17 protein-coding genes are annotated in these 20,589 nt (G+C 58.7%); 1 reads left to right on the top strand and 16 read right to left on the bottom strand.

The genetic code is table 11. The features are described from left to right. Positions 1 to 27 precede the first annotated feature (27 nt). The 13 genes from ACA044_RS15220 to ACA044_RS15280 form a co-directional block, all read right to left on the bottom strand. Positions 28 to 399 carry an antibiotic biosynthesis monooxygenase gene (locus tag ACA044_RS15220; protein ID WP_109633036.1) on the bottom strand — a complete coding sequence of 124 codons (372 nt, stop codon included), beginning with the start codon at positions 397 to 399 and terminating at the stop codon, positions 28 to 30. A 41-nt stretch (positions 400 to 440) separates the two neighbouring features. Further along, complete coding sequence (locus ACA044_RS15225) at positions 441 to 980, bottom strand: flavin reductase family protein (RefSeq protein ID WP_497447078.1); 540 nt, start codon at positions 978 to 980, stop codon at positions 441 to 443. Then, positions 977 to 2,146, bottom strand: coding sequence for an LLM class flavin-dependent oxidoreductase (locus ACA044_RS15230; protein WP_497447079.1), 1,170 nt, complete (start codon positions 2,144 to 2,146; stop codon positions 977 to 979). Before ACA044_RS15230 ends, ACA044_RS15225 begins: the two co-directional genes overlap by 4 nt. A gap of 71 nt (positions 2,147 to 2,217) precedes the next feature. After that, positions 2,218 to 2,922 (bottom strand): RraA family protein, encoded by a 705-nt coding sequence (locus tag ACA044_RS15235; protein WP_497447080.1) that lies wholly within the window; start codon positions 2,920 to 2,922, stop codon positions 2,218 to 2,220. After that, positions 2,919 to 4,124 carry an isocitrate/isopropylmalate dehydrogenase family protein gene (locus ACA044_RS15240; RefSeq protein ID WP_497447081.1) on the bottom strand — a complete coding sequence of 402 codons (1,206 nt, stop codon included), beginning with the start codon at positions 4,122 to 4,124 and terminating at the stop codon, positions 2,919 to 2,921. The genes ACA044_RS15235 and ACA044_RS15240 overlap by 4 nt, the downstream gene beginning before the upstream one ends. Continuing rightward, positions 4,124 to 5,152: a hydroxymethylglutaryl-CoA lyase-like TIM-barrel protein gene (locus ACA044_RS15245; RefSeq protein WP_497447082.1), complete on the bottom strand. Its 1,029-nt coding sequence runs from the start codon at positions 5,150 to 5,152 to the stop codon at positions 4,124 to 4,126. Before ACA044_RS15245 ends, ACA044_RS15240 begins: the two co-directional genes overlap by 1 nt. Before the next feature lie 459 nt (positions 5,153 to 5,611). Then, entirely contained in the window at positions 5,612 to 6,478 is an 867-nt protein-coding gene (locus ACA044_RS15250; protein ID WP_497447083.1) for a LysR family transcriptional regulator, read from the bottom strand. Between the two features lie 218 nt (positions 6,479 to 6,696). Further along, positions 6,697 to 7,881, bottom strand: a complete 1,185-nt coding sequence (locus ACA044_RS15255) for an MFS transporter (protein WP_497447084.1) — start codon at positions 7,879 to 7,881, stop codon at positions 6,697 to 6,699. Further along, positions 7,878 to 8,879, bottom strand: coding sequence for a zinc-dependent alcohol dehydrogenase family protein (locus ACA044_RS15260; RefSeq protein WP_497447085.1), 1,002 nt, complete (start codon positions 8,877 to 8,879; stop codon positions 7,878 to 7,880). The genes ACA044_RS15255 and ACA044_RS15260 overlap by 4 nt, the downstream gene beginning before the upstream one ends. 79 nt (positions 8,880 to 8,958) lie before the next feature. After that, a complete protein-coding gene (locus ACA044_RS15265; RefSeq protein WP_497447086.1) occupies positions 8,959 to 12,144 on the bottom strand; it encodes an efflux RND transporter permease subunit in 3,186 nt (1,061 codons plus the stop codon). After that, the gene (locus ACA044_RS15270; RefSeq protein ID WP_497447087.1) at positions 12,141 to 13,319 is read right to left on the bottom strand and encodes an efflux RND transporter periplasmic adaptor subunit; all 1,179 of its coding nucleotides are present in this window, start codon (positions 13,317 to 13,319) and stop codon (positions 12,141 to 12,143) included. The genes ACA044_RS15265 and ACA044_RS15270 overlap by 4 nt, the downstream gene beginning before the upstream one ends. A gap of 56 nt (positions 13,320 to 13,375) precedes the next feature. Next, positions 13,376 to 14,539 (bottom strand): acyltransferase family protein, encoded by a 1,164-nt coding sequence (locus ACA044_RS15275; RefSeq protein ID WP_497447088.1) that lies wholly within the window; start codon positions 14,537 to 14,539, stop codon positions 13,376 to 13,378. Positions 14,540 to 14,776: 237 nt separating this feature from the next. Further along, the gene (locus ACA044_RS15280) at positions 14,777 to 15,967 is read right to left on the bottom strand and encodes a serine hydrolase domain-containing protein (protein WP_497447089.1); all 1,191 of its coding nucleotides are present in this window, start codon (positions 15,965 to 15,967) and stop codon (positions 14,777 to 14,779) included. 125 nt (positions 15,968 to 16,092) lie between these two features. On the opposite strand from ACA044_RS15280, the gene ACA044_RS15285 reads away from it, so the two are divergent. Continuing rightward, on the top strand, positions 16,093 to 16,986 hold the full coding sequence (locus ACA044_RS15285; RefSeq protein WP_497447090.1) for a LysR family transcriptional regulator: 894 nt from the start codon (positions 16,093 to 16,095) through the stop codon (positions 16,984 to 16,986). A gap of 308 nt (positions 16,987 to 17,294) precedes the next feature. Here the strand turns inward: ACA044_RS15285 and ACA044_RS15290 are convergent, their stop codons facing one another. The 3 genes from ACA044_RS15290 to salA form a co-directional block, all read right to left on the bottom strand. Further along, positions 17,295 to 17,687, bottom strand: coding sequence for a hypothetical protein (locus ACA044_RS15290; RefSeq protein WP_497447091.1), 393 nt, complete (start codon positions 17,685 to 17,687; stop codon positions 17,295 to 17,297). A gap of 369 nt (positions 17,688 to 18,056) precedes the next feature. Beyond that, positions 18,057 to 18,806, bottom strand: a complete 750-nt coding sequence (locus ACA044_RS15295; RefSeq protein ID WP_497447228.1) for a hydroxypyruvate isomerase family protein — start codon at positions 18,804 to 18,806, stop codon at positions 18,057 to 18,059. Positions 18,807 to 19,080: 274 nt separating this feature from the next. Beyond that, positions 19,081 to 20,367 (bottom strand): salicylate 1-monooxygenase, encoded by a 1,287-nt coding sequence (salA, locus tag ACA044_RS15300; protein WP_497447092.1) that lies wholly within the window; start codon positions 20,365 to 20,367, stop codon positions 19,081 to 19,083. Between the last annotated feature and the right edge of the window lie 222 nt (positions 20,368 to 20,589).

Here is a 20,589-nt window from a genome sequence, read left to right on the forward strand (position 1 = left end):
CGCAACATGCGCGGGCCTGCACCTCGCTTAAACGAGCGCCGCGGCTACCGGGGCGTAGGCTGCCGGGATGTAATCGTTGACCTTGTACAAGTGGAACTCCCAGGTACCGGTCTCTTTCAATCGGTTGTAGCGGCTCAGGAATTGCTCATCGGAAAACAGCGAGTCGAACTCTTCTTTGCTGCTCCATTGCGCCTGGTTGATCACCGTCTTGCCGTCGATGCTTTTGAACAGGCGGCTCCACTGGAACGACGGATAAGCCTGCGCCACGTAGCTCACTGCCGAGCGCAGTACATCGAGGGCGGCGTCCTGTTGGCCTTCGAAGACATGCACGACGTTAACCAGAAAAATCGCATCGCTCTCGTCGGGTGTCGGTGCTTCGAATTTAGTCAGGTTGTTCATGGTTGCCTCCTGGCAAACGTAGGTTAAAAAGTTGTCGCGACTCAGTGAATCAGCGCGCAAGACTGTGCCGGTTTACCGTCCTGCCAGAGCAGCGGTGAAATGCGTTCGGTGACCAGCGAGCGCTCGACCCGACCGACAATCACCTCGTGGGTGGCGTAGGTCAGTCGGGCATCCACGCTGCAAAACAGCGTGGCTTGGGCGTCAGGCAGATACGGCAAGTCGTCGAACGCTGCCCAGTCACCATGTTCGAAACGCGCATGTCCCTTAAGCTGGCCGGCAAATACGCCGACCAGTTGGCTTTGCGCCGCATCGAGCAGATTCACGCTGAACCGTTGATTGGTCAGCAACGGCTCACACAGACTGGCCGAGCGGTTGATGCAGATCAGCAGCGAAGGCGGATCGGTACACAATGAGCTGACCGCCGTGGCGACCATGCCGCTGCGTGCATCGCCAACGCCGGTGGCGATGATCGAAACCGTGCTGGTCAGGCGCCGCATGGCCCGCTTGAAGTCCTCGGCCGGCTCCGGATTCAACGGTTCGACGGCCAGCGCCAAAGCGCTTCGGGCGCTTCGGGCGCTCATGCCACCGCTCCAATGATCCGCCGAGCGCTGTTGTGGGGCTGGCGCAGACCGGCGTCTTCCATGCGTGGCAAGACGTCTTCGAGAAACTCGTCGAGGCCACTTTTGTAGTCGAGCCAAGTCAGGCAGATACCGTCAATGCCCAAGTCGCTGTAACGCTGGAACTGCTCGGCGATCATTTCGGCGGTGCCCACCAATGGCACCCCGGCGAAACCGGCCTTGAAGTGGAAGCGGAAGCGCTCGGCGTCTTCGGTGCTGGCGAACATCCCGCTCTGGATACCAATCTCCGAGGTGACGTTATCCAGTGCGACTTCATCGCCATGCTGATTGACGTAGTAGTCGAGGTACTTCTCGGCTTCCTCCAGCGTGTCTTTCTGCACGACATAGGAGTAGACCCAGATCTGGATCTCGCGGCCGTACTCCAGGCGCGCCAGGTCGCGGTAGGCCTTGATCTGCGCGCGAATGGTGTCGTCGTCATCTTCGTGCTTGAGGATCAGGAACGCGGCGTCGCAATGCTCGGCACAAAACCGGCGACCGCGCTCGGAACCACCGGCATTCATCAGGAACGGCTGGTTGAGCGGTTTGGGTTGGGCGAAACCTTGGGCAATGTTGAAGAAGTCGCCCTTGAAGTCGAAATTGGCCGGCTCGTTCCAGGCCATCCGGGCGACGTTCAGCCACTCATCGGCATGGTCGTAGCGCCGGTCATGTTCCAGCTGCACGCCGCCGTTGAACATGCCCATTTCTTTACCGTACCACCCGCAGATCATGTTCAGACCGAAGCGGCCACCGCTGATATGGTCGATGGTCGCGGCCTGCTTGGCCGCGAACAACGGGTGCACGGTCGATAGGTGCGAGGTGGTAAACAGGGCGATCTGTTCGGTCACCGACGCCAGCCCCGCGGCCCAGGTGTAGGTTTCGAAAGACACGCCCATCGGGTCGCTGGCGCCACCCCAGCCACGCCAGCGCCCTACCGGCAGCAGCAACTCGAGGCCTGCCTTGTCGGCTTTTTTGGCGATTTCCAGATTGCCGTTCCAGTCGCTGGCATTCAAGCGCTCCGGGACGGTGGTCAGGGTGCACCCCCCTTCGATATTGAGCGCGAACACCCCCAGCTTGATTTTGTTGGTGCTGCTGCGCATCGGATTGGTTTTTACCAAATGGTTCGAAGTCATCTCTCTTCTCCTTTAGTGAGCGTCATGTGCCGTTTCGCCTGACGCCTATTCATCGCACGCAGGTATGCCGCTCAGGCGGCGCTCGGGGTCTTGGCCTCAGCTGCAAGCCACGGTTGGTCATAACGGTGCAGGCGTCGCGCCTCGGCCAGCGACAGGCCTTGCGCCACCGACTCGATAATGTCGCGCTCGGTCTTTTCCACCGACTGGGCGCGCTTGATGACTTCCTCGACCTTGTCGATGGGGATCACCAGGCAGCCGCTGGCATCGCTGACAATCAAATCCCCCGGATTGACCGTCACCGCACCGATCTGCACCGGCACCTGGGTGGCCTTGAGTTGCACGCGGTTCTTTCCCGATTGCATGAACCGCCCACGGCTGAACAGCGGGTAACCGAGCCGGGTCACGGTGTCGATGTCGCGGGCAGCACCGTCGATCACCGTGCCGCGAATGTTCCGGCTCAAGGCCACGTGGGTGAGGATGTCGCCCCAAACGGTAGCGTCCAGGCGCCCGGCATTGCTGGATACCACCACGGAGCCCGGGGGGACGTCGTCAATGTAGTTGGCGGCGTTCTTGAACCCGTCGTTCTGGTTGACCGGCTCGTAGAGCACGGTGAAGGCAAAGCCTGAACAACGGGTGCCCGGGACTTGTTGGGCGATACCTTGCAACCCGGCATCAATGCCGAGGCTGTCGAGGGCATCACTCAGTGACGCCGTATCCAGAGCAGCGCATTGCTCCAACAGGGCGCGTTGTTGCACCGAGAGTGAAAGGTGGCTCATGCATGGCTCCTTGCGGGCAAAGCCCGGCCGTTTTCGGTTTGCGGGTTGAGTGGAGATAGGTTGAGCACGCTTCTTTCGATGATGGCCGCGGCGCATTGCCGGGTGGTTGCCTGACCACCGCTGTCGTAGGTCTGGCAGTCATGCTTGACCACCTGCGCCACCGCCTGCTCGATGGCCAGTGCCTGGGCGTGGTAGCCCAGGTGTTCGAGCAGCAATGCCAGAGACAGAAACATCGCGCTGGGGTTGGCCTTGTTCTGGCCGACATGCGCCGGGGCGCTGCCGTGTACCGGTTCGAAGTAGGCCCCGGCATCACCAATGTTCGCGCTGGGTGCGAAACCGAGGCCGCCCATCACCCCGGCACCGAGATCAGAAAGGATGTCGCCGAACATGTTCTCCGCGACGATCACGCCAAAGCGCTCCGGACGACGAATCATCCAAAGGGCGACGGCGTCCACGTTGTCGATGTTGTAGGCGATGTCCGGGTAGTCCGTGGCAACGCTTTCGAGGATGCCCTTGGCAAACGCGCCGCTGTAACGCAACACGTTGGGCTTGTCCGCCAGGGTCACACGCGGGTAGCCGTGCTTGCGGGCGTAGTCGAAGGCGTAGCGAAACAGTCGGGTCAAACCGGCCCGGGTCTGCAATCGCACCGTCATCGTTGCATCCTCAGGCGAGTCGCGGTGCCAGGGCGCCCCGGCCAGTTCCCGCGCCTTGAGCATCGGTTCGAACTCGGCGGGTATCGCGGCAAAGTCCAGCCCGGCGTAGAGCCCTTCGGTGTTTTCGCGGATCACAGTGAAGCGAAACCGGCCTTTACCCAGGACATCGGTGACTGGCCGCACATTGGCGTACAGACTCAGACGCTGACGCAGCTGAATCACCGGCGAGACGTAAACCCGCGAGGTGTTGCGCAAGTGCTCCGGCAGCTCGGCCTCGGCTTCCTGCAAAGCTTTGCTGGTGATGGCGCCGAGCAACGTGGCGTCGGCGGCGGCGATTTTTGCCCAGGTCTCGGCCGGCACCGGGTCACCGCCGGTTCGCCAGCACTCCCAGCCGATCTGGCCGAAATCCAGGTCGATGGGCAACGCCAGTGCCTCGAAAATCGGCAGGATTGCCTCGACCACTTCCACCCCGACGCCATCGCCGGGCAGCACACAAACTCGATGACGCGCCGGCTGGCCCGGCAACGCCGATGAATGAAGTGCCGTCATCACATTTTTCCTTCCGCGGAAAGGCGAGCAGGGAAACTGGCTCGGGAAATCACCGTCGGCCGTGCAGCGTGCCGCGCAAACAGGTCCTGTTCGTGCATCGCTCTGAGCGCCTGGAATGTCGAGTTGATCTGCAACCGGGACATGGTGTCCTCCAGCCGTTGCGACACATCGAACGGCAGGTTGTAAGCGCCCAGCATCACGTCCATGAGCGGGGCTGGAAGACTGCTCAGAGGCACACTTTCAGCGGTGTATTCGGACAATTGCAGGGCCTTGACCAGGTCATAGCCATTGGCACTGCCAATGCGTTCCAGATAGGCGATGAACATGCCCAGGTGCAAGTTGCCCGCCCCTTTGCCCATGCCGCAAATCGAGGTATCGATGTATTCGGCGCCGGCATCGATGGCGGCGATGGAGTTGGAAAGTGCCAGGGAAAGATTGTTGTGCGCATGAAAGCCCAATGGCGCATGCACTCTTCTGGAGATCCGGCTGATCAGCAGTTCGACATCATCGGGAATCATGTTGCCGTTGGAGTCGGCAAAATAAATGATATCGGCCCCGGCCCCCTCCGCACGCAACGCAATGTCGGTTACAGCACCCGGTGTTTGCGTGGTGATATGGGTGATGTTGGCGCTGGCCAGGAAGTTGAATGACTTGGCCAACTTGATGGTGTCCAGCCCTTGTTCAAGTTGATCGGCACGCAGGCATACCCGAATCATTCCGACGCCATGTTCGGCCAGCATTTCAAAGTCTTCGCTGACCACATTACGCGGGTGAACCATGACACACAGCCCTAGTTGGCCGTGTGCGGCGCGGCGTAATGAATCCAGATATTCAGGGCTGACCGAACTGCTCAGGCCATGTTCTTTTTTGCGAATGAAAGAACCATTGCAATAGCCCACTTCAGCGTGAACTACGCCTACATCAGTCAAGTGCCCGACTGCATTGGCGGCATAGTCGGCAGTGAACTCAAAATTATTACGATAACCACCATCACGGAGCGTTACATCAATAATTTTTACTTTGCTCATGATCCAATTCCTTCTGTGGGTTCTCTTAAAACTCTGGACACGCACGCAAGTACGCTCCGGTTTTATCCAGTAGTAACGAGGCCGTAATACAGGATTATTCCTGACAGGTTTTTACGAGGCATGAGTCGAGGGCCGAGAAGGCCGAATACAAAGTAAAACATGTTTTTTTTCAGCGTCAGATGTCGCCATCGCACACGTTCAATGGGCAAATGGAATCATGGCTGTTTTTTTATTATGGGGGTGTCCGCAATCGGAGAGGCGCGCGCTGTGTCCGGTGAGATGGACTCTTGAAAACCCTGGCACAGGTTTTCAATCGTCGAAGGAAGCGTGTTTCTTATTCTTGGACTGATACTGGAATCTGCCCGCTTGTTTGTAAACTCCCCGTATTCACCCTAGGGGGTTAAAAAATTCACCTTGTGTTAATTCAATAGTGAACTACCCCCCTCTCAAAAAAACGTCTCAGAAATAATGCTCAGTCGGAAAACAACTGACCAGGAAGTCCATTAACGAACGAATAGGGGCTTCCTTGCGTAAATCTTCATGCACCACCAGCCAGATATCGATCATCAGATCCGAATTATGGAACTGGGCCTTTTCCAGCGCCGGGTCTTTCAGGCCATAAAAATTGGGCAACAGCGCGATACCGACACCGGCACGTGCTGCCGAGGCCTGGACTTCAAGGCTCCTGGCGCGCAATACCACAGGGCGCTCCGCAGCCACCTCGCGCAGCCACACCTGTTGTCGGGAGTGTTCCATGCTGTCGTCATAGACGATGTACTCGTACTGTTCGCTGGTGTGCTCTGTCAGATAATGCTCGCTGCCGTAAAGCCCAAACGACACGGTGCCGATCTTGCGCGCCACCAGGTCCATCTGGGTCGGACGGCACAAACGAATCATCAGGTCCGGTTCGGGGTTGCACAGGGTGCCGATATCGTCCTGCATCAGCAGGCTGACATTGATCGAGGGGTGTTCACGACGCAAGCGTCCCAGGTGCGGGGCAATGAACTCGGATGTCAGCAGGGGCGGCGCACTGACCGAGAGGTCGGCGACCATTTCCGTTTGCACCGAAAGCGCCACCTTGGAAATCGCCTTGGCGTCTTTCTGCATTCGCCCGGCAATTTCGGCGATGCGATGACCAAACGGCGTCATTTCATAGTTGCGTTTGCGTCGGTCGACAAGTTTGAGGTTCAGTGATGATTCCAGCGCCGCGATCCGCCGCGCGACGGTGGCATGTTCCACGCCCAGCTCCCTCGCCGCGCTGCTGAGCGACTGCGTGCGGGCGAAGGTGACGTAATGGCGCAAGTTCTCCCAGTCGAACTTGCTCATGTCGCGCGATTCCAGACCCACGGGCCAGTTGCAAGAAGCATTGTGCACAGGTAACGAGTTCATGTGGCCTCGATCGATTCTCAATGGAATGACAATCCAGGCGGTCGACCCAAAGGCTTCCTACCTGGAGATCCTTGTTTGGGAAAAACATTCGATGGCGGCCACGCACTGACGAAAATACAACCCCCATCCGTGCGGGCTACGATGCATCGTTCAACTCAGTCTGCGGCGATCTGCGCTCCTCCCTTGCGCGGCTCGGCACTGAAAAACAGGACTTTGACCACGATGACCAATACGGCCAACGCGGCAAATAGAAAACCACTGTAAAGGGTGCCCTGCAAGCCCATGCGTGCCAGGAACCATCCGCCAGTTGTCGACCCGATGGTCACGCCCAGATTGATGAACGAGATGTAAATGCCCGTGGCGAACTCCGGTGCTTCCGGCGCTTCGGAGGTCAGCCATATTTGCGTGACGATCAGCCCACTGGTATGGGTCGCGCCCCAGATCACCACGATTACCAGCATGGTCATCAGTGACGGGCCGGCGAACAGGTACAACAGCCCATAGGCACCGGCCAGCAGGATCGGGTGCAGGATGGTTGTCCGAACCATGTTCTGCCCGATCAGTTTGCCGGCATACAGATTGCCCGCGACGCCGCCAATACCGAAGATCACCAGCAGGATGCTGATCATCTGCGCGCTCATGCCCGCTTCCTTGGCCAGGTACTCGGCGGAGTAGCTGTACACGGAAAACATCGCGGCAAAAATCAAAGTCGAGGCGGTAATGTTCAGCCAGAGCGGGAACTTGCGCAGAATGGCCAGCTGCTCTTTATAGGAAATGCGGGTTTTGTCGGGCGCGTCCGGCAGCCGGGCAATGATCCCGAGGCCAGCAATGCAGTTGACCACGGCGCAGAACAGAAACGAGGTTTCATAGGAAAACTGCGCCGCGATCAGCGTCGTCAACGGCACCCCCAGCACCATGCCCATGCTGGTGCCGACAAAGGCTTTGGCGGCGGCGCGGGTAGACTCCTGCGGTGGGTACAGTGAAACAGCCGCGACAAAGGCCAGGGAAAAGTACACGGGGTGAAACAGCGCCGGGATGATGCGCAGCACCATCAGCGATTCAAAGTTGGGTGCGTAGGCCGACAGCACGCTGGTGCCAGCAAAAATGAACAACGCAATCGTCAGGATCTTCTTGCGATTGAAGCGCGACAATAGCAACACCATGATCGGGCCGAAGACCGCAATGATCAGCGCGAACAGCCCCACCAACAGACCGGCCTGGGACGCACTGATCGCGAAACGCTCGATAATTACCGGAAGAATCCCGACTACGCCAAACTCAATGGTGTAAACGCCAAACAGGCCTAGTGCGAGAAAGTAGATCGGATGGAGCATTTTCATGAGTCGGACTCCAGCGTGACCACGACTTTGCCGAACTGCTCGCCCGCTTCCAGATACTGATGGGCGGCAACGATCTGTTCAAAGTCGAAGGTTTTGGCTATGACCGGACGCAACGTCCCCTCCTCCAGACCGGCGATGACATACGCCTTGGCGGCCTCGAGCAAGGCTGGCCGGGAGGTGATTTCGTGCAGCAGATAGCCGCGCAACGCCAGGCTTTTGCCCAGCACCTTGAACAGCGGGAAAGGCGCGGGCTCGGGGCTCAGAGCGCCATACACGAGAACGATCCCGCCAGTAGCGGCAACGTCGACCAAATGCTCCAGAAACGGCCCACCCACCGGATCGAAGATCACCCGGGCGCCCTTGCCTGCAGTGAACCGTTCAATCTGTTGATTGAAATCCGCCGACTCGCTGGCCACCACGTGCGCGGCGCCGGCAGACAACAACTGCTCGCGCTTGGCCAGCGTGCGGCTGACGGCGATCGGGATGGCGCCAACCTGATTGGCAATCTGAATCGCCGCCAGGCCGACACTGCTTGAGGCAGCCGTAATCAGAACGAATTCGCCGGGCTGCAATGCTGCGACATGAATCAACGCGCCCCACGCCGTGATGTACTGCATCCATACCGCCGAGGCTTCAGCGAATGACAGGTTGGCGGGATGCTTGACCAGCATCGCCGCCGGCACGACGGCCAGTTCGGCATAGGTTCCCCACTGCGCAATTGAGGCCGGAGGAATCAGGCTGACGATGTCACCGACGGCAAACTGGCCGGCGCTTGCGCCGACGGCCTCGACGATACCCGCTGCCTCGTAGCCCAAGCGGGAAGGAAACTGTGCCGCTTCCAGATACTGGCCGGAGCGGAACATCGATTCTGCCCGGTTCAGGCCAATCGCCTTGACGGTAATCCGTACTTCATCAGGCCCCGGTTCAGGCACGTCGATGTCATCGATCCTGAGTACTTCCGGGCCACCATATTGGCTAAACCGCACGACGCGCGTCATTGACTGTCCCTTTATTTCGTTGATTGGCGGTAACTGTAAAGTGAGTGCGAATACTGAAAAACAAGCTGCTGTTCCATTCTTAGCGGACAGTTATGTCCGCAACCGACGGCGCAAAGTCATCCACCACCGGGGGTGATCGACGTGTTGCGATCAGCCGCAGTGCGACGTAGAACACTGGCGTGAATAAAAGGCCGAACAGGGTCACCCCGAGCATGCCGAAGAACACCGCGACGCCCATGGCGTGACGCATTTCGGCACCGGCGCCGGTAGAAAGCACCAGGGGCACGACCCCCATGATGAAAGCGATCGAGGTCATCAGAATCGGGCGCAAACGCAACTGACTGGCTTCGATGGCGGCACGCACGATGCTGTGGCCCTGCTGTTCAAGCTCACGGGCGAACTCGACAATCAGAATCGCGTTCTTGCTGGCCAGCCCCACCAGCACCATCAGGCCGATCTGGGTGAAGATGTTGTTATCACCCTGGGTCAGCCAGACCCCCAGCAGCGCCGACATGATGCTCATGGGCACGATGAGCAAGATGACCACCGGCAGCAGCAGGCTTTCATAGAGAGCGGCCAGCACCAGATACACCAGCAGCATGCAGATCAGCAGGATCCACAACGTGGAGTCGCCGGAAATGATTTGCTGGTAAGTCAACTCGGTCCATTCGAACTTGATGCCCTTGGGCAGCGTTTCGGCCGCGATTCGCTCCACCGCGGCCTGAGCCTGACCGGATGAATAACCCGGCGCGGGACCGCCGTTCAGATCCGCAGCGGTGTAGCCGTTGTAGCGCACGACCATTTCCGGCCCATAGGTGGGGTGAACCTCCACCAGGCTGGCCAGCGGAACCATGTTGCCTTCGGCATTGCGGGTCTTCAGTTGCCCGATGTCATCGGCGTGGGCGCGGAACGGCGCATCGGCTTGCACCCGGACCTGATAGACCCGGCCCAGCAAGTTGAAGTCGTTGACATACAAGGAGCCCAGATAGATCTGTAACGTATCGAATACGTCGGTCATGGCAACCTGCGACTGCTTGGCCTTGACCCGGTCAAGATCGACCTTCAATTGCGGCACATCGATCTGGTAGCTGGAAAAGCTTGGCCCCAGCTCAGGTGCCAGCGCGGCTTGCTTGAGGAACGCGCGAACCGCTTCATCGAGTTTTTCAAACCCCAGCGAGCCACGGTCTTCGAACTGCAACTTGAACCCGCCCAAGGTGCCCAGCCCCAACACGGGAGGCGGCGGGAACACCCCGGTGAAGGCTTCCTTGATCGCGGAAAACTGCTGGTTCAGCGCCGCGGCGATGGCCCCGGCACTCATGTCCGAACCATGCCGGTTGGCGAACGGCTCAAGGATCACGAAGATGATGCCAGCGCTCGACGAGTTCATCAGGCCGTTGACCGACATGCCGGGAAATTCCAGGGTGTGGGCCACGCCAGGTTGCTTGAGGGCGATGTCGTTCATGCGCTGGATGACTTGCTCGGTGCGCTCCAGTGAGGCGCCGTTGGGCAGTTGCGCCAGGCCGACCAGAAACTCTTTGTCCTGGGCCGGCACAAAACCACCGGGCAACGAATAACCAAGCCAGGCCGTGAGCCCGAGCAACACCGCGTAAAAACCCAGGGTTATGCCTTTGCGCTGAATCACCCGGCCCAGATTGCTGCCGTAGGACTGCTCGCCCCGCGCCGAGAGCCGATTGAAACGGCTAAACAATGGCCCCAGGAACCGATCGATAGCACGACTGAGGCGATCTCGCGGTGCGCCGTGGGACTTGAGCAACAGCGCGCAAAGCGCCGGTGACAAGGTCAGGGAGTTGAACGCCGAAATAATGGTGGAGATGGCGATGGTCAACGCGAACTGCTGATAAAACTGTCCGGTCAGCCCGGGCATGAATGCCAGGGGTACAAACACACTCGCCAGCGTCAGGGTGATGGCGATGATCGGCTTGCTGACTTCCTCCATCGCCTTGTAGGAGGCGTCCTTGGGACTCAGGCCGCGAGCAATGTTGCGCTCGACGTTCTCGACCACCACGATCGCATCGTCGACGACGATACCAATGGCCAGAACCATGCCGAACAACGACAGGGCATTGATCGAAAAACCACACGCGAGCATCAGTGAGAGCGTGCCGATGATCGACACCGGCATCGCCAGCAGCGGAATGATCGAGGCCCGCCAGGTTTGCAGGAACAGGATGACCACCAGCACGACCAACAGCGTCGATTCGAGCAGGGTTTGGATCACCGCCAGAATGCTCGAGCGGACAAACTGGGTCGGGTCGAACACAATCGTGTAGTCGACGCCGGCCGGCATGTCTTGCTTGGCCTGGCGCATGATGTCGCGCGCCTGATCGGAAATCGCCAGGGCATTGCCGCCGGCCATCTGGAACACGCCGAAACCCACGGCAGGCTTGCCGTCGACCAGTGAGCGCAAACCGTAGTCCGACGCCGCCAGTTCGACACGGGCGACGTCGCGCAGAAAAGTCACCGCCCCGCCCGGCGAACTCTTGAGGATGATGTCGCCGAATTCCTTTTCCGTTTTCAGCCGGCCCTGAGTGTTGACCGACAGCTGTTGAGCCACGTCCGTACGCATGGGTTGACCACCGATGACACCGGCCGCGACCTGCACGTTTTGCTCACGGATCGCCGCTACCACATCGTTGGCGCTCAAACCGCGCTGGGCTACTTTTTGCGGGTCGAGCCAAATGCGCATCGCATAATCGCCGCCACCCCAGATCCGGACTTCACCGACGCCCGGGATGCGCTCCAACTGGTTCTTGATATTGAGAATGCCGTAGTTGCGCAGGTAGGTAGCGTTGTACTGGTCATCTGGCGAGATCAGGTGAATCGCCAGCGTTTGGGTCGACGATGACTTCATCGTTACCACCCCCAGCCGTCGCACGTCTTCCGGCAGGCGTGGCAAGGCTTGCGAGACACGGTTTTGCACCAGTTGCTGGGCCTTGTCCGGATCGGTACCGACCTTGAACGTGACACTGAGCGTGAGGTTGCCGTCGCTGTTGGCCTGGGACTGCATGTACAGCATGTCCTCGACGCCGTTGATCTGCTCTTCCAGCGGCGCCGCCACAGTCTGCGCCACCACCGCCGGGTTGGCGCCGGGGTACTGGGCGTTGACCACGATCAGCGGCGGGACCACATCGGGGTATTCCGAGACCGGCAAGCGAAACAGCGAGATAATCCCGGCCAGCAAAATCAGGGTCGAAAGGGCTCCGGCAAAAATGGGGCGGTCAATGAAGAAGCGCGAAAAGTTCATTGACCTTCCCTCGCATCGACGCGTTGGGCGAGCAAGGGTCTGACGGTATCGCCCGGCCGCGCCCGGTGCAGGCCATTGATCACCACCCGCTCGCCGGCTTGCAGGCCGGAATCGATGATTCGCAAGTCGCCCACTAGGTTGCCGGGGCTGATGCGCCGATACTCAACCTGATCATTAGCGGTCACCACCAACACAAACTTCTTGTCCTGGTCCGTGCCGATTGCGCTGTCGTCGATCAGCACGGCCTGACGCGGCGGGCCGCCGCCGAGTTTGATCCGGGCCAGCATGCCGGGCCTGAGCAGGCCGTCGGCATTGTCGAAACTGGCGCGCACCCGCAGCGTAGCCGACTGCACGTCGAGCTGATTGTCCATCGATGCCAGTTTGCCCCCGCGCGAATAGTCCGTTTCATTGGACAGCCCGAGCATGACCGGCACTTCATTGCCCTTCGCACTGCCGTGATTGAGGTAGCGCAGGAACGTTTGCTCGTCGACGTCGAAAGCGGCATAGATCGGCGAGAGCGATACCAGGGTGCTCAACGGCGCGGCATTTTCACCGGCGCTGACGATATTGCCCGCGGTCACCAGGGCACGGGACATGCGTCCGCTGACCGGCGCCGTGATGCGAGTGTGGGCCAGATCCAACCGGGAACTGTCGAGTATCGCCTGGGCCTGCCGGACATTGGCTTGTGCTTCGCTGGCGGCGTTCTGTTTCTCGTCCAGATCGCGCATGGCGATGGCATTGGAGTTGATCAACCGTTGGGCCCGGCCAAGATCGGTGGCGGTGTACAGACTTCGCGACTTCGCCGCCGCCAGACTGGCCTGGGCCTGTTCGACCTGCGCGGCATACGGTCTGGCGTCGATTTCGAAGAGCAAGTCGCCTTCCTTGACGATCGCGCCATCCTTGAAATGCACGGCAACGATCGTCCCGGACACCAGCGGCCGGATGACCACTTTTTCGACCGCCTCCAGCCGCCCGGAATAGCTCTGCCAGTCGGTCACTGGCCTGGATAACGCCATGGCCACGTCGACTTCGGCGGCCGCTGGCGCGACGCTGGCCTTGGCGATAGTGGACGGTTCCCCGCGCAGCACGACCACCAGGGCGACGACGATAGCGCAAGCAAGACTGGCGCGGAGCATGAGCGCACTGCCCGAGCGTTTGGGTCGGATCGAGTCCATAAAACAACTTCCCTGTTATTAAGCGACGTGTGTCGAAGCAATCTGTCGAGGGTGGATCAAGGTGCGGTTTCGGGGCTGCCCAGGCTGCTGCCCGGCACCTTGGCTTTGCCGGCCCGCCCCCAGCGCTGCATGACCGGTCGCTCGATAAAGTTGAACAACAGCCAGCCGCCGAAGATGGAGAACGCAAAGGTGGCCGCGACGATCAACGTGGCCGTCCCGCTATCGAACAGTCGGCCGCCGAGCAGTTGTGTCGCGCAGGTCATGATCAGCAGATGGATCATGTAGAAACCAAAGGAGATTTCCCCCAGCCAGACCATCCAGCGACTGTTGAGCAACCCCTTGCGGTCCTGCAGGTCACTGGCGGCAATCGCCGTGATCAGTACGGCAATCGGCACCAGCGTCACCAGGTTGAGGCTGTACTGGAACGGCACCCACATGGCCGCCATGTAACCGCCGACCATCAGCGCGAAAGCCCAAGGCACACTCAACTCGATCCAGCGCCCGGCCATGAGAATGCGCGCCATGAGCATGCCCAGCACGAACTCGAACATCCGCACAGGCGGGAAGAAGTAGGACCACCACCATTGGTTCAGGGAAATCGGGTATTCATTGATCAACGGCGTGGCAGGTGCCAGCAGGCGTATCGCCACTTGCGTCAGGGCCAGGCCGGCGACCATCGCCCAGGCCCAGTGCCACAGGCGTTCCTCGGAAATTTTCCAGATCAGCTTGAGTGCCAGCGGAAACAGCAAATAGAAGAACAACTCGCAGCACAGCGACCAGGACGGCCCGTTGACGCTGAGGAAGGTGTCCATCCGTGGAATCCAGGAATGCACCAGCAACAGGTTGGGCAACCAGATCGCCACGCTGGCGGCAGGCACCGCAAACAGCGCCATCGCCAACACCCAGGTGGCGATATGGTTAGGGTAGATTTTCAACAAACGGCGTTTCCAGAAGCCTGTCACGCTGTCGCCTTTGCGAGCCGACCAAGTGATCACGAAGCCACTGAGCACAAAAAAGAACGACACCCCGAGCCAGCCACCACCGCTGAAGATCCGTTGAAAGGCATCGATCACATTGGTGTCGGCATAGGGGTTGAAACCGATGATCCGGGTCAGCGAGGCGTGAAACATGAACACCATCGCCGCCGCCAGAAAACGGATCCCAGTGAGCGAGTCGAGCTTGCTGTGGATATGCGAATGATAGAACTCTGCGTTTTTCATTTCCGATCCCCAAATAGTCATGGCACGCCCCAAAACACCTGCGTGTGCAGGCGTGCTCCCTGTAAAAAAATCACACGACAATCTCAGCGGCGTTGCGAGCATTGCAGGCAATGTTGCGAGGGTCCGTTGACCCCAGGGGTACGGCTAAATGCAGACATTTTTAGCGGCGGAACGCGGGGCGAACCGCTGCTTTTTTTGTGCTTACGGCCGGTCCCCGGGCAGGGACCGGCGCGAAGGTCATTCCCCGTAAACGGCGTTGCACAGGTCGACGGTAAATTGCCCGAACATGCCTTCGAAGGCGGTATTGGTGAAGGCGACGACCGTCAATTGCTCGGCCGGGTCGACGAACCAGGAGTGTCCATAGGCACCACCCAATCGCCAACTACCGACCGACTCGACCGTCTGGGCGGCGGTCGGGTCCTTGAGCACGGTAAAGCCCAGGCCGAAGCCGCGACCGGGCCAGTTTTCCAGTTCGAGCTCGCCGGTCTGGTTTGTGGTCATTTCATCGGCCAGCGCTTTAGGCAACAACGGCGCGCCGCCTTTGCGCAGGGTTTCGAGCAGCTGGAGAAACTCACCAGCGCTGCCGATCAAGCCCGAACCACCAGAGTTGAAAGCCTGTGGGTCCAGGGCCCGGCTCGGCTCCAGCTTGATGCCGGCGGTGCCTTCGAAAACCGGCACCACTTCCAGCTCTTTCATGCGCCGCGGCTGTGGTTGATCGTTCAGGTACGCCGGGGTCAGGCGGCTGGCGTCGGACACACCGAAACCGACATCGCGCAAGCCCAGTGGCTTGGCGATCAGTGCCTCGATTGCAGCGGCCAGCGAGGTGCCGGTGACTGCAGCAATCACGCCGCCCAGGACATCGGTCGCAATGGAGTAGCCCCACGAACTACCAGGTTTGTACAGCAAGGGCGCGTGACTGAGGCGGCGCAGGTTTTCTTCCAGTGTCACGTTGCTGCGCTCCATGCCATCGGACACACCGGCATCACGATAAGGACCACCCTGATCGCTTTCCAGAAAACCATAAGTGAGGCCGGCGGTATGGCTCAGCAACTGACGCACCGTGATCGTCGCTGGCTGGCCGTCGCTCAGGGTCGGCTTGAAGTAAGGCAGCCAGCGGGTAATGTCGTCATCCAGGTTGAGTTTGCCTTGGCCGATCAGCGCCAGTGCCGCCACCGAAACGATCGGCTTGGATACCGAAGACAGCCGAAACAAGGCATCCTCGCGCATCGGCAACTGCGTCTCGCGGTCGGCCAACCCGGCCGCGCGCTGGTAAATGAGCTTGCCGCGGTGAGCCACCAGCACCACTGCACCTACCAGGCGCTGATCGTGCAAGGTCTGCTCCAGCACCGCGTCGATGCGCGAAGCCAGCTCGACAGGTTCAAACGAGCGTAGAGACTGTAATGAGCGAAGCGGTTCGTTGACTGACATTGGCGGACCTGAATAGTTGGATGAATAAGTCGATGTCTCGATGGTAGAGGGGGCCGTTGTCGGGAAACAGAGGTTACAATTCCGAGGTCCACGGACCTTTTTGTCCGCAATCAAAGGAGTGAGTGTTGGATAAGCTCAATGGCATCACGGTGTTTGTGCAGGTTGCCGAAAGCCGCAGTTTTGTTGGGGCCGGCCGTTTGTTGGGGATCTCCGCCTCGGCGGTGGGTAAGAGCATCGCGCGCATGGAAGAGAAACTCGGCGCACGCCTGTTCCATCGCAATACCCGCAGCATCAACCTGACCAGCGAAGGCTCGTTGTTTCTGGAGCGCTGCCGCCGGGTGCTCAACGAACTGGAAGCCGCCGAGCAGGAACTCTCCAGCTCCAGCGAGACACCACGAGGTAAACTGCGCATCAGCCTGCCGCTGCTGGGAAACGTCCTGTTCATGCAGCTCTCACGATTCATGCAGCACTATCCAGAAATCCAGCTGGAACTGGACTTCACCGATCGGCTGGTGGATGTGGTCGAGGAAGGTTTCGACGCCGTGGTGCGCACTGGCCAGTTGCACGACTCCCGATTAATGGCCAGGAAACTCGACAGCTTCGGTTTCTACCTCGTCGGCGCCCCCAGTTACTTTGCGAGCCACGGTTACCCGCAGAATGTCGAGCAACTGCAGGAACACCACTGCCTGCATTACAAACTGCCCTCTACGGGCAAACTGGAAAAATGGCCACTGTCAGGGCTTGCCGAAGGCACCGAATTGAAAGTACCGGCGACGATGGTCTGCAATAATCTAGAAATGCTGATCCACATGGCCCGCCAGGGACTGGGCATCGCCTGCGTCCCCGAGTTTGCGGTGCGCGAGGCACTGGCGGCCGGAGAGCTGGTGTCGATACTGGACGACAAAGTGCTGCGCACGCTGAACATCCAGGTGGTATGGCCGTCGAGCCGCTACCTGACGCCGAAGTTGAGAGCGTTTATTGATTTTGTTTGTGATGGGGTGTTCGAGACTACTCGTTGATTTTGACATGCACTTGATAGTGACTAAGATTTAAGAGAAGTCTAGGAAGAGCTAACAAGAATGAACGGCGATAGAGGTGATAAATCAAGCTCTGAACAGACCTTCATAAACGAGGTCTTTCTTGATGAGCGCCAAGGGCCTAGGAGCAAACCTTCTCACTCGGCATATTCCAGCCTCAATACGGTCAGATCCTACAAAAATGCCGTAGATCACTATCGCTTCACCTATGGGAAGCAGCTGCCTACCTCCGCAGCAGCACTTATAGAATACTTGTCGGCATCCAGAGATTCGTTCTCGCCTGGCACGCTTCAGATCCACTTGTCTGCTCTCTCTGACTGGCATTGTCCCTCCTCCTCGTTATAATTTTGTACGAGTACATACACACGAGACTCGCTCAACGATAGAGTTGCTTGCAGTTTCGCGAATGCTTCATGCTCTTCAGCATGCTGCAAATATTCTTTAATCGCACGATACCGAAACTCAGCCAATTCCCACTCGGCCCATGACGCACCCGACAAATCCTTTGTTGGCTCCTCAATTGATGAAGAACTTAAAGAAATCAGCTCAATCTTCGAGAGGTCAGCCTCAGCAAAAAGATGTTCCGCCTCGCAGTGCAGCTGAACTGAGGTTTCCGTAAGGGACGCTACGTAGCTCCATACCTTCCCCTCATAGATAAACCTGTTGCTTTGTTGAATTTTCATGGCTAATTCGAATATTATCTAAATACAATAATTCAATCAGAATGCCATTTAAATGCAAAAAAAAGATCATTTTTCAGATAGATATCACATGGGCGCGAAAAGATAATTCTAAAAATCAACGAGATACAGATTCTTGACATTAAGTGTTTACGACACCAATCTCATGCGGCATTCACTATCAACCGAGTAAGAGCTTATCAAGAGCTCACGACGAGCTTGGCATGATTGTCGAGCGACACTAACCAAGGACATTACCTTGATGATGCTGTGCTCCCGATTCCCTCAGGAGCCAGCATCGTCATAATGCGACCCAATGCCAAAGTCGAAAAATCTCTAGCTATTCAAAACATCGTTCGCGCGTCGCAAGTGCTAAGCACTTAGCTGCTTAATCCAGTCAAGGCTCGCAACGGTAGAACCGGAAGGACGGTATTCACAACCGATCCATCCTGGGTAGCCACGCTGCTCCAGCGCCGCGAACAAGGCAGCAAAGTCGATGCTCCCCGTTCCCGGTTCGTGACGACCCGGACAGTCGGCAATTTGCACATGGACGGTTCTGTCATAAAACCGACCCAGAACATCTGCTGCGTCTGCGGTCAGACGCTGGGCATGGTAAAGATCGAGAATCAGCCCAACACTCGGGAAGGTTTCCAGCACCTGTTGCGCCTTGCTGAAGTCAGACATGTAATAGCCCGGCATCTCCTGCGAACTGATTACTTCGATAAGCGGCCGCAAACCCTGATCTTCGAAGTACTTGACTGCATACTCCAGGTTGCTCCCGAAGATATGCGCTGCCTCATCCTGCGTTGTAACGCCAGACATGATGTGGACATTCGAACACCCCAGTGCCTTTGCATAGCTGGCGGCCTGGAGCAACCCGTTGCGAAACTCTTCTTCCTTGCCCTGCAAGGCAGCGATGCCTTTGGTAACGCCAGCCGGTGCGGCGAACTGAATCAACGGCAGACTGTATTGAGCCAGGTGGTCGGCCAGGAGACTCGCGTCGAATTCATAGGGCGACGGGAACTCTACCGCCCGAAAGCCAGCGGCGGCGGCTGCTTCGATGCGTTGTAGAAAAGGCAATTCATTGAATTGGAAACCGAGATGAGCATTGAACTTGAGCATTGGGTAAACATCCATCCTGGAAAGAAACGAAATCATCAGCCTGGAGCATCCTTCGCGGCTCCAGCGCTCGCAGCATCACTGCCAATGCTCGCACAATTTAACCAGCTCATCGACCTGCTCTGGTTGTGGCCCTGGGTGATTTCGCTGCCAAGACCACAACGAAGGTGTAATAGCAGCGTTAAAAAATGTGTCGGCACATGAGGAGATTATCCAAGTCGCCGGCACATTCTTTTTCAGTAGCATCTTCGCCCCACCCCGGGCATGCCGATACAAGTCACTGGGCGAGTGCTTGCCAGCCCAATTGCTCACGAGCCTCTTGCAGGTCGGACTGCAGATCGTGATCCCACAGCCAGTCGAAACGCTCTGCCAGGGTTTTACCCAGCAGCTGCGCGTTATCAGCGACTGCTGAATCACGCAATTCGTAAAGCTCGCCGGCTTCCCAGGACGTGCGTTGCACACGACACGCGCGCGGACGACGGATCGCGTCATAGACCTCGAGCACCGCCTGTGGCCGACTCGCCAGAACCTGGGGATCGGCCAGCAGTCGGGCCAAAAGCCAGGCATCTTCCAACCCCTGCCCTGCTCCGGCCCCCTGGTGCGGTAACATGGCGTGGGCCGCATCGCCGATCAGCCCTACGCGGCCGTGCACGTAGCCCGGCAGCTCTTCAAGTTCATGCAGAGCCCAAAGGGTCGGTGCCGGAATGCACTCGAGCAGCACCCGTGCGGCATCGCCCCAGTCGGCGAAGGCGGCAAGCATTTCTTCCTGGCTGGCATTACGTACCCATGGGGAATCGCTCGGCCAGGATGGATCCGGCTGACTGCGGTCGGAAATGAACGCCACCACGTTGATCAGCCGGCCTTGTTTAACCGGAAAGGTGAGGATGTGCGCATCGAGCCCCAGATACATCTGCGGAACGTCGACAAGGTGCTCATCGACACCCCGAGCACGGTAAGCAGCGCGCAACTGTTGGCTGTCGATCATCCCGCGGTAAGCGCAGGTACCGCTGAAGCGCGGCGCAGCAAGGGGCTGGCCGAGACCTTGAAGAACATGATCACGAATCGAAGACTTGATACCGTCAGCGGCGATCAACAGGTCGCAGCGGTGCTCGTTGCCATCGGTGAACAGCACGCGGGCCTGTTCGGCATCCTGCTCCACGCTAACCGCGCGCTTGCCGAATTGGGCGATTCCCTCTGGCAACTGGCTGGCCAGTGCGTCGAGAAAATCCGCACGGTGCACCGAAGACTGCCCTACCCCTTCGGCCAGGCTCGCGCCCAGGTAGCTGGCATCCTCGCCGCGGCGCCATTCGAACCAAATATCCTGCCAGGGATCAAGCGTGCGGTCGGCGATCTGCCGATAGGGTTCGGCAATACCCAGACCGGCGATGGCACGAACGGCATTGGCGCCGAAGGAGACACCGGCACCGACCTCGCCAAAGGCCGCTGCCGCTTCGAACAACTGAACGCTAAGATGGGAATGGCGGCACAGATCCAGCGCCAATGCCACGCCGGCGATACCACCGCCGACAATACCGATGTGCAAAGTAGATTGAGAGGGTTGCATAGCAAGGTACCCATGAGGCTGATTGTTATTGGAGTAACCAAATCATCGCCATCTGGGCGCTATTGATAAATACCGCAACTCCCATAGTCAGCATTACGAATGTGAATATTGTTCGGCCAAGAAATGGAAATGCTGGGCCGAGCGCAACGTCCTTCACCTGAAACGGATATAGGTGAAGGACGTTGCACCAATGGTTCAGTCAAGGCGGGTCGTGCCGAATAA

The organism is Pseudomonas sp. LBUM1673, from assembly GCF_059695645.1.

Coding starts and splice junctions, on each gene's coding strand:
- ACA044_RS15220 (WP_109633036.1), bottom strand. CDS start 399: ATGAACAACCTGACTAAATTCGAAGCACCGACACCCGACGAGAGCGAT.
- ACA044_RS15225 (WP_497447078.1), bottom strand. CDS start 980: ATGAGCGCCCGAAGCGCCCGAAGCGCTTTGGCGCTGGCCGTCGAACCG.
- ACA044_RS15230 (WP_497447079.1), bottom strand. CDS start 2,146: ATGACTTCGAACCATTTGGTAAAAACCAATCCGATGCGCAGCAGCACC.
- ACA044_RS15235 (WP_497447080.1), bottom strand. CDS start 2,922: ATGAGCCACCTTTCACTCTCGGTGCAACAACGCGCCCTGTTGGAGCAA.
- ACA044_RS15240 (WP_497447081.1), bottom strand. CDS start 4,124: ATGACGGCACTTCATTCATCGGCGTTGCCGGGCCAGCCGGCGCGTCAT.
- ACA044_RS15245 (WP_497447082.1), bottom strand. CDS start 5,152: ATGAGCAAAGTAAAAATTATTGATGTAACGCTCCGTGATGGTGGTTAT.
- ACA044_RS15250 (WP_497447083.1), bottom strand. CDS start 6,478: ATGAGCAAGTTCGACTGGGAGAACTTGCGCCATTACGTCACCTTCGCC.
- ACA044_RS15255 (WP_497447084.1), bottom strand. CDS start 7,881: ATGAAAATGCTCCATCCGATCTACTTTCTCGCACTAGGCCTGTTTGGC.
- ACA044_RS15260 (WP_497447085.1), bottom strand. CDS start 8,879: ATGACGCGCGTCGTGCGGTTTAGCCAATATGGTGGCCCGGAAGTACTC.
- ACA044_RS15265 (WP_497447086.1), bottom strand. CDS start 12,144: ATGAACTTTTCGCGCTTCTTCATTGACCGCCCCATTTTTGCCGGAGCC.
- ACA044_RS15270 (WP_497447087.1), bottom strand. CDS start 13,319: ATGGACTCGATCCGACCCAAACGCTCGGGCAGTGCGCTCATGCTCCGC.
- ACA044_RS15275 (WP_497447088.1), bottom strand. CDS start 14,539: ATGAAAAACGCAGAGTTCTATCATTCGCATATCCACAGCAAGCTCGAC.
- ACA044_RS15280 (WP_497447089.1), bottom strand. CDS start 15,967: ATGTCAGTCAACGAACCGCTTCGCTCATTACAGTCTCTACGCTCGTTT.
- ACA044_RS15290 (WP_497447091.1), bottom strand. CDS start 17,687: ATGAAAATTCAACAAAGCAACAGGTTTATCTATGAGGGGAAGGTATGG.
- ACA044_RS15295 (WP_497447228.1), bottom strand. CDS start 18,806: ATGCTCAAGTTCAATGCTCATCTCGGTTTCCAATTCAATGAATTGCCT.
- salA (WP_497447092.1), bottom strand. CDS start 20,367: ATGCAACCCTCTCAATCTACTTTGCACATCGGTATTGTCGGCGGTGGT.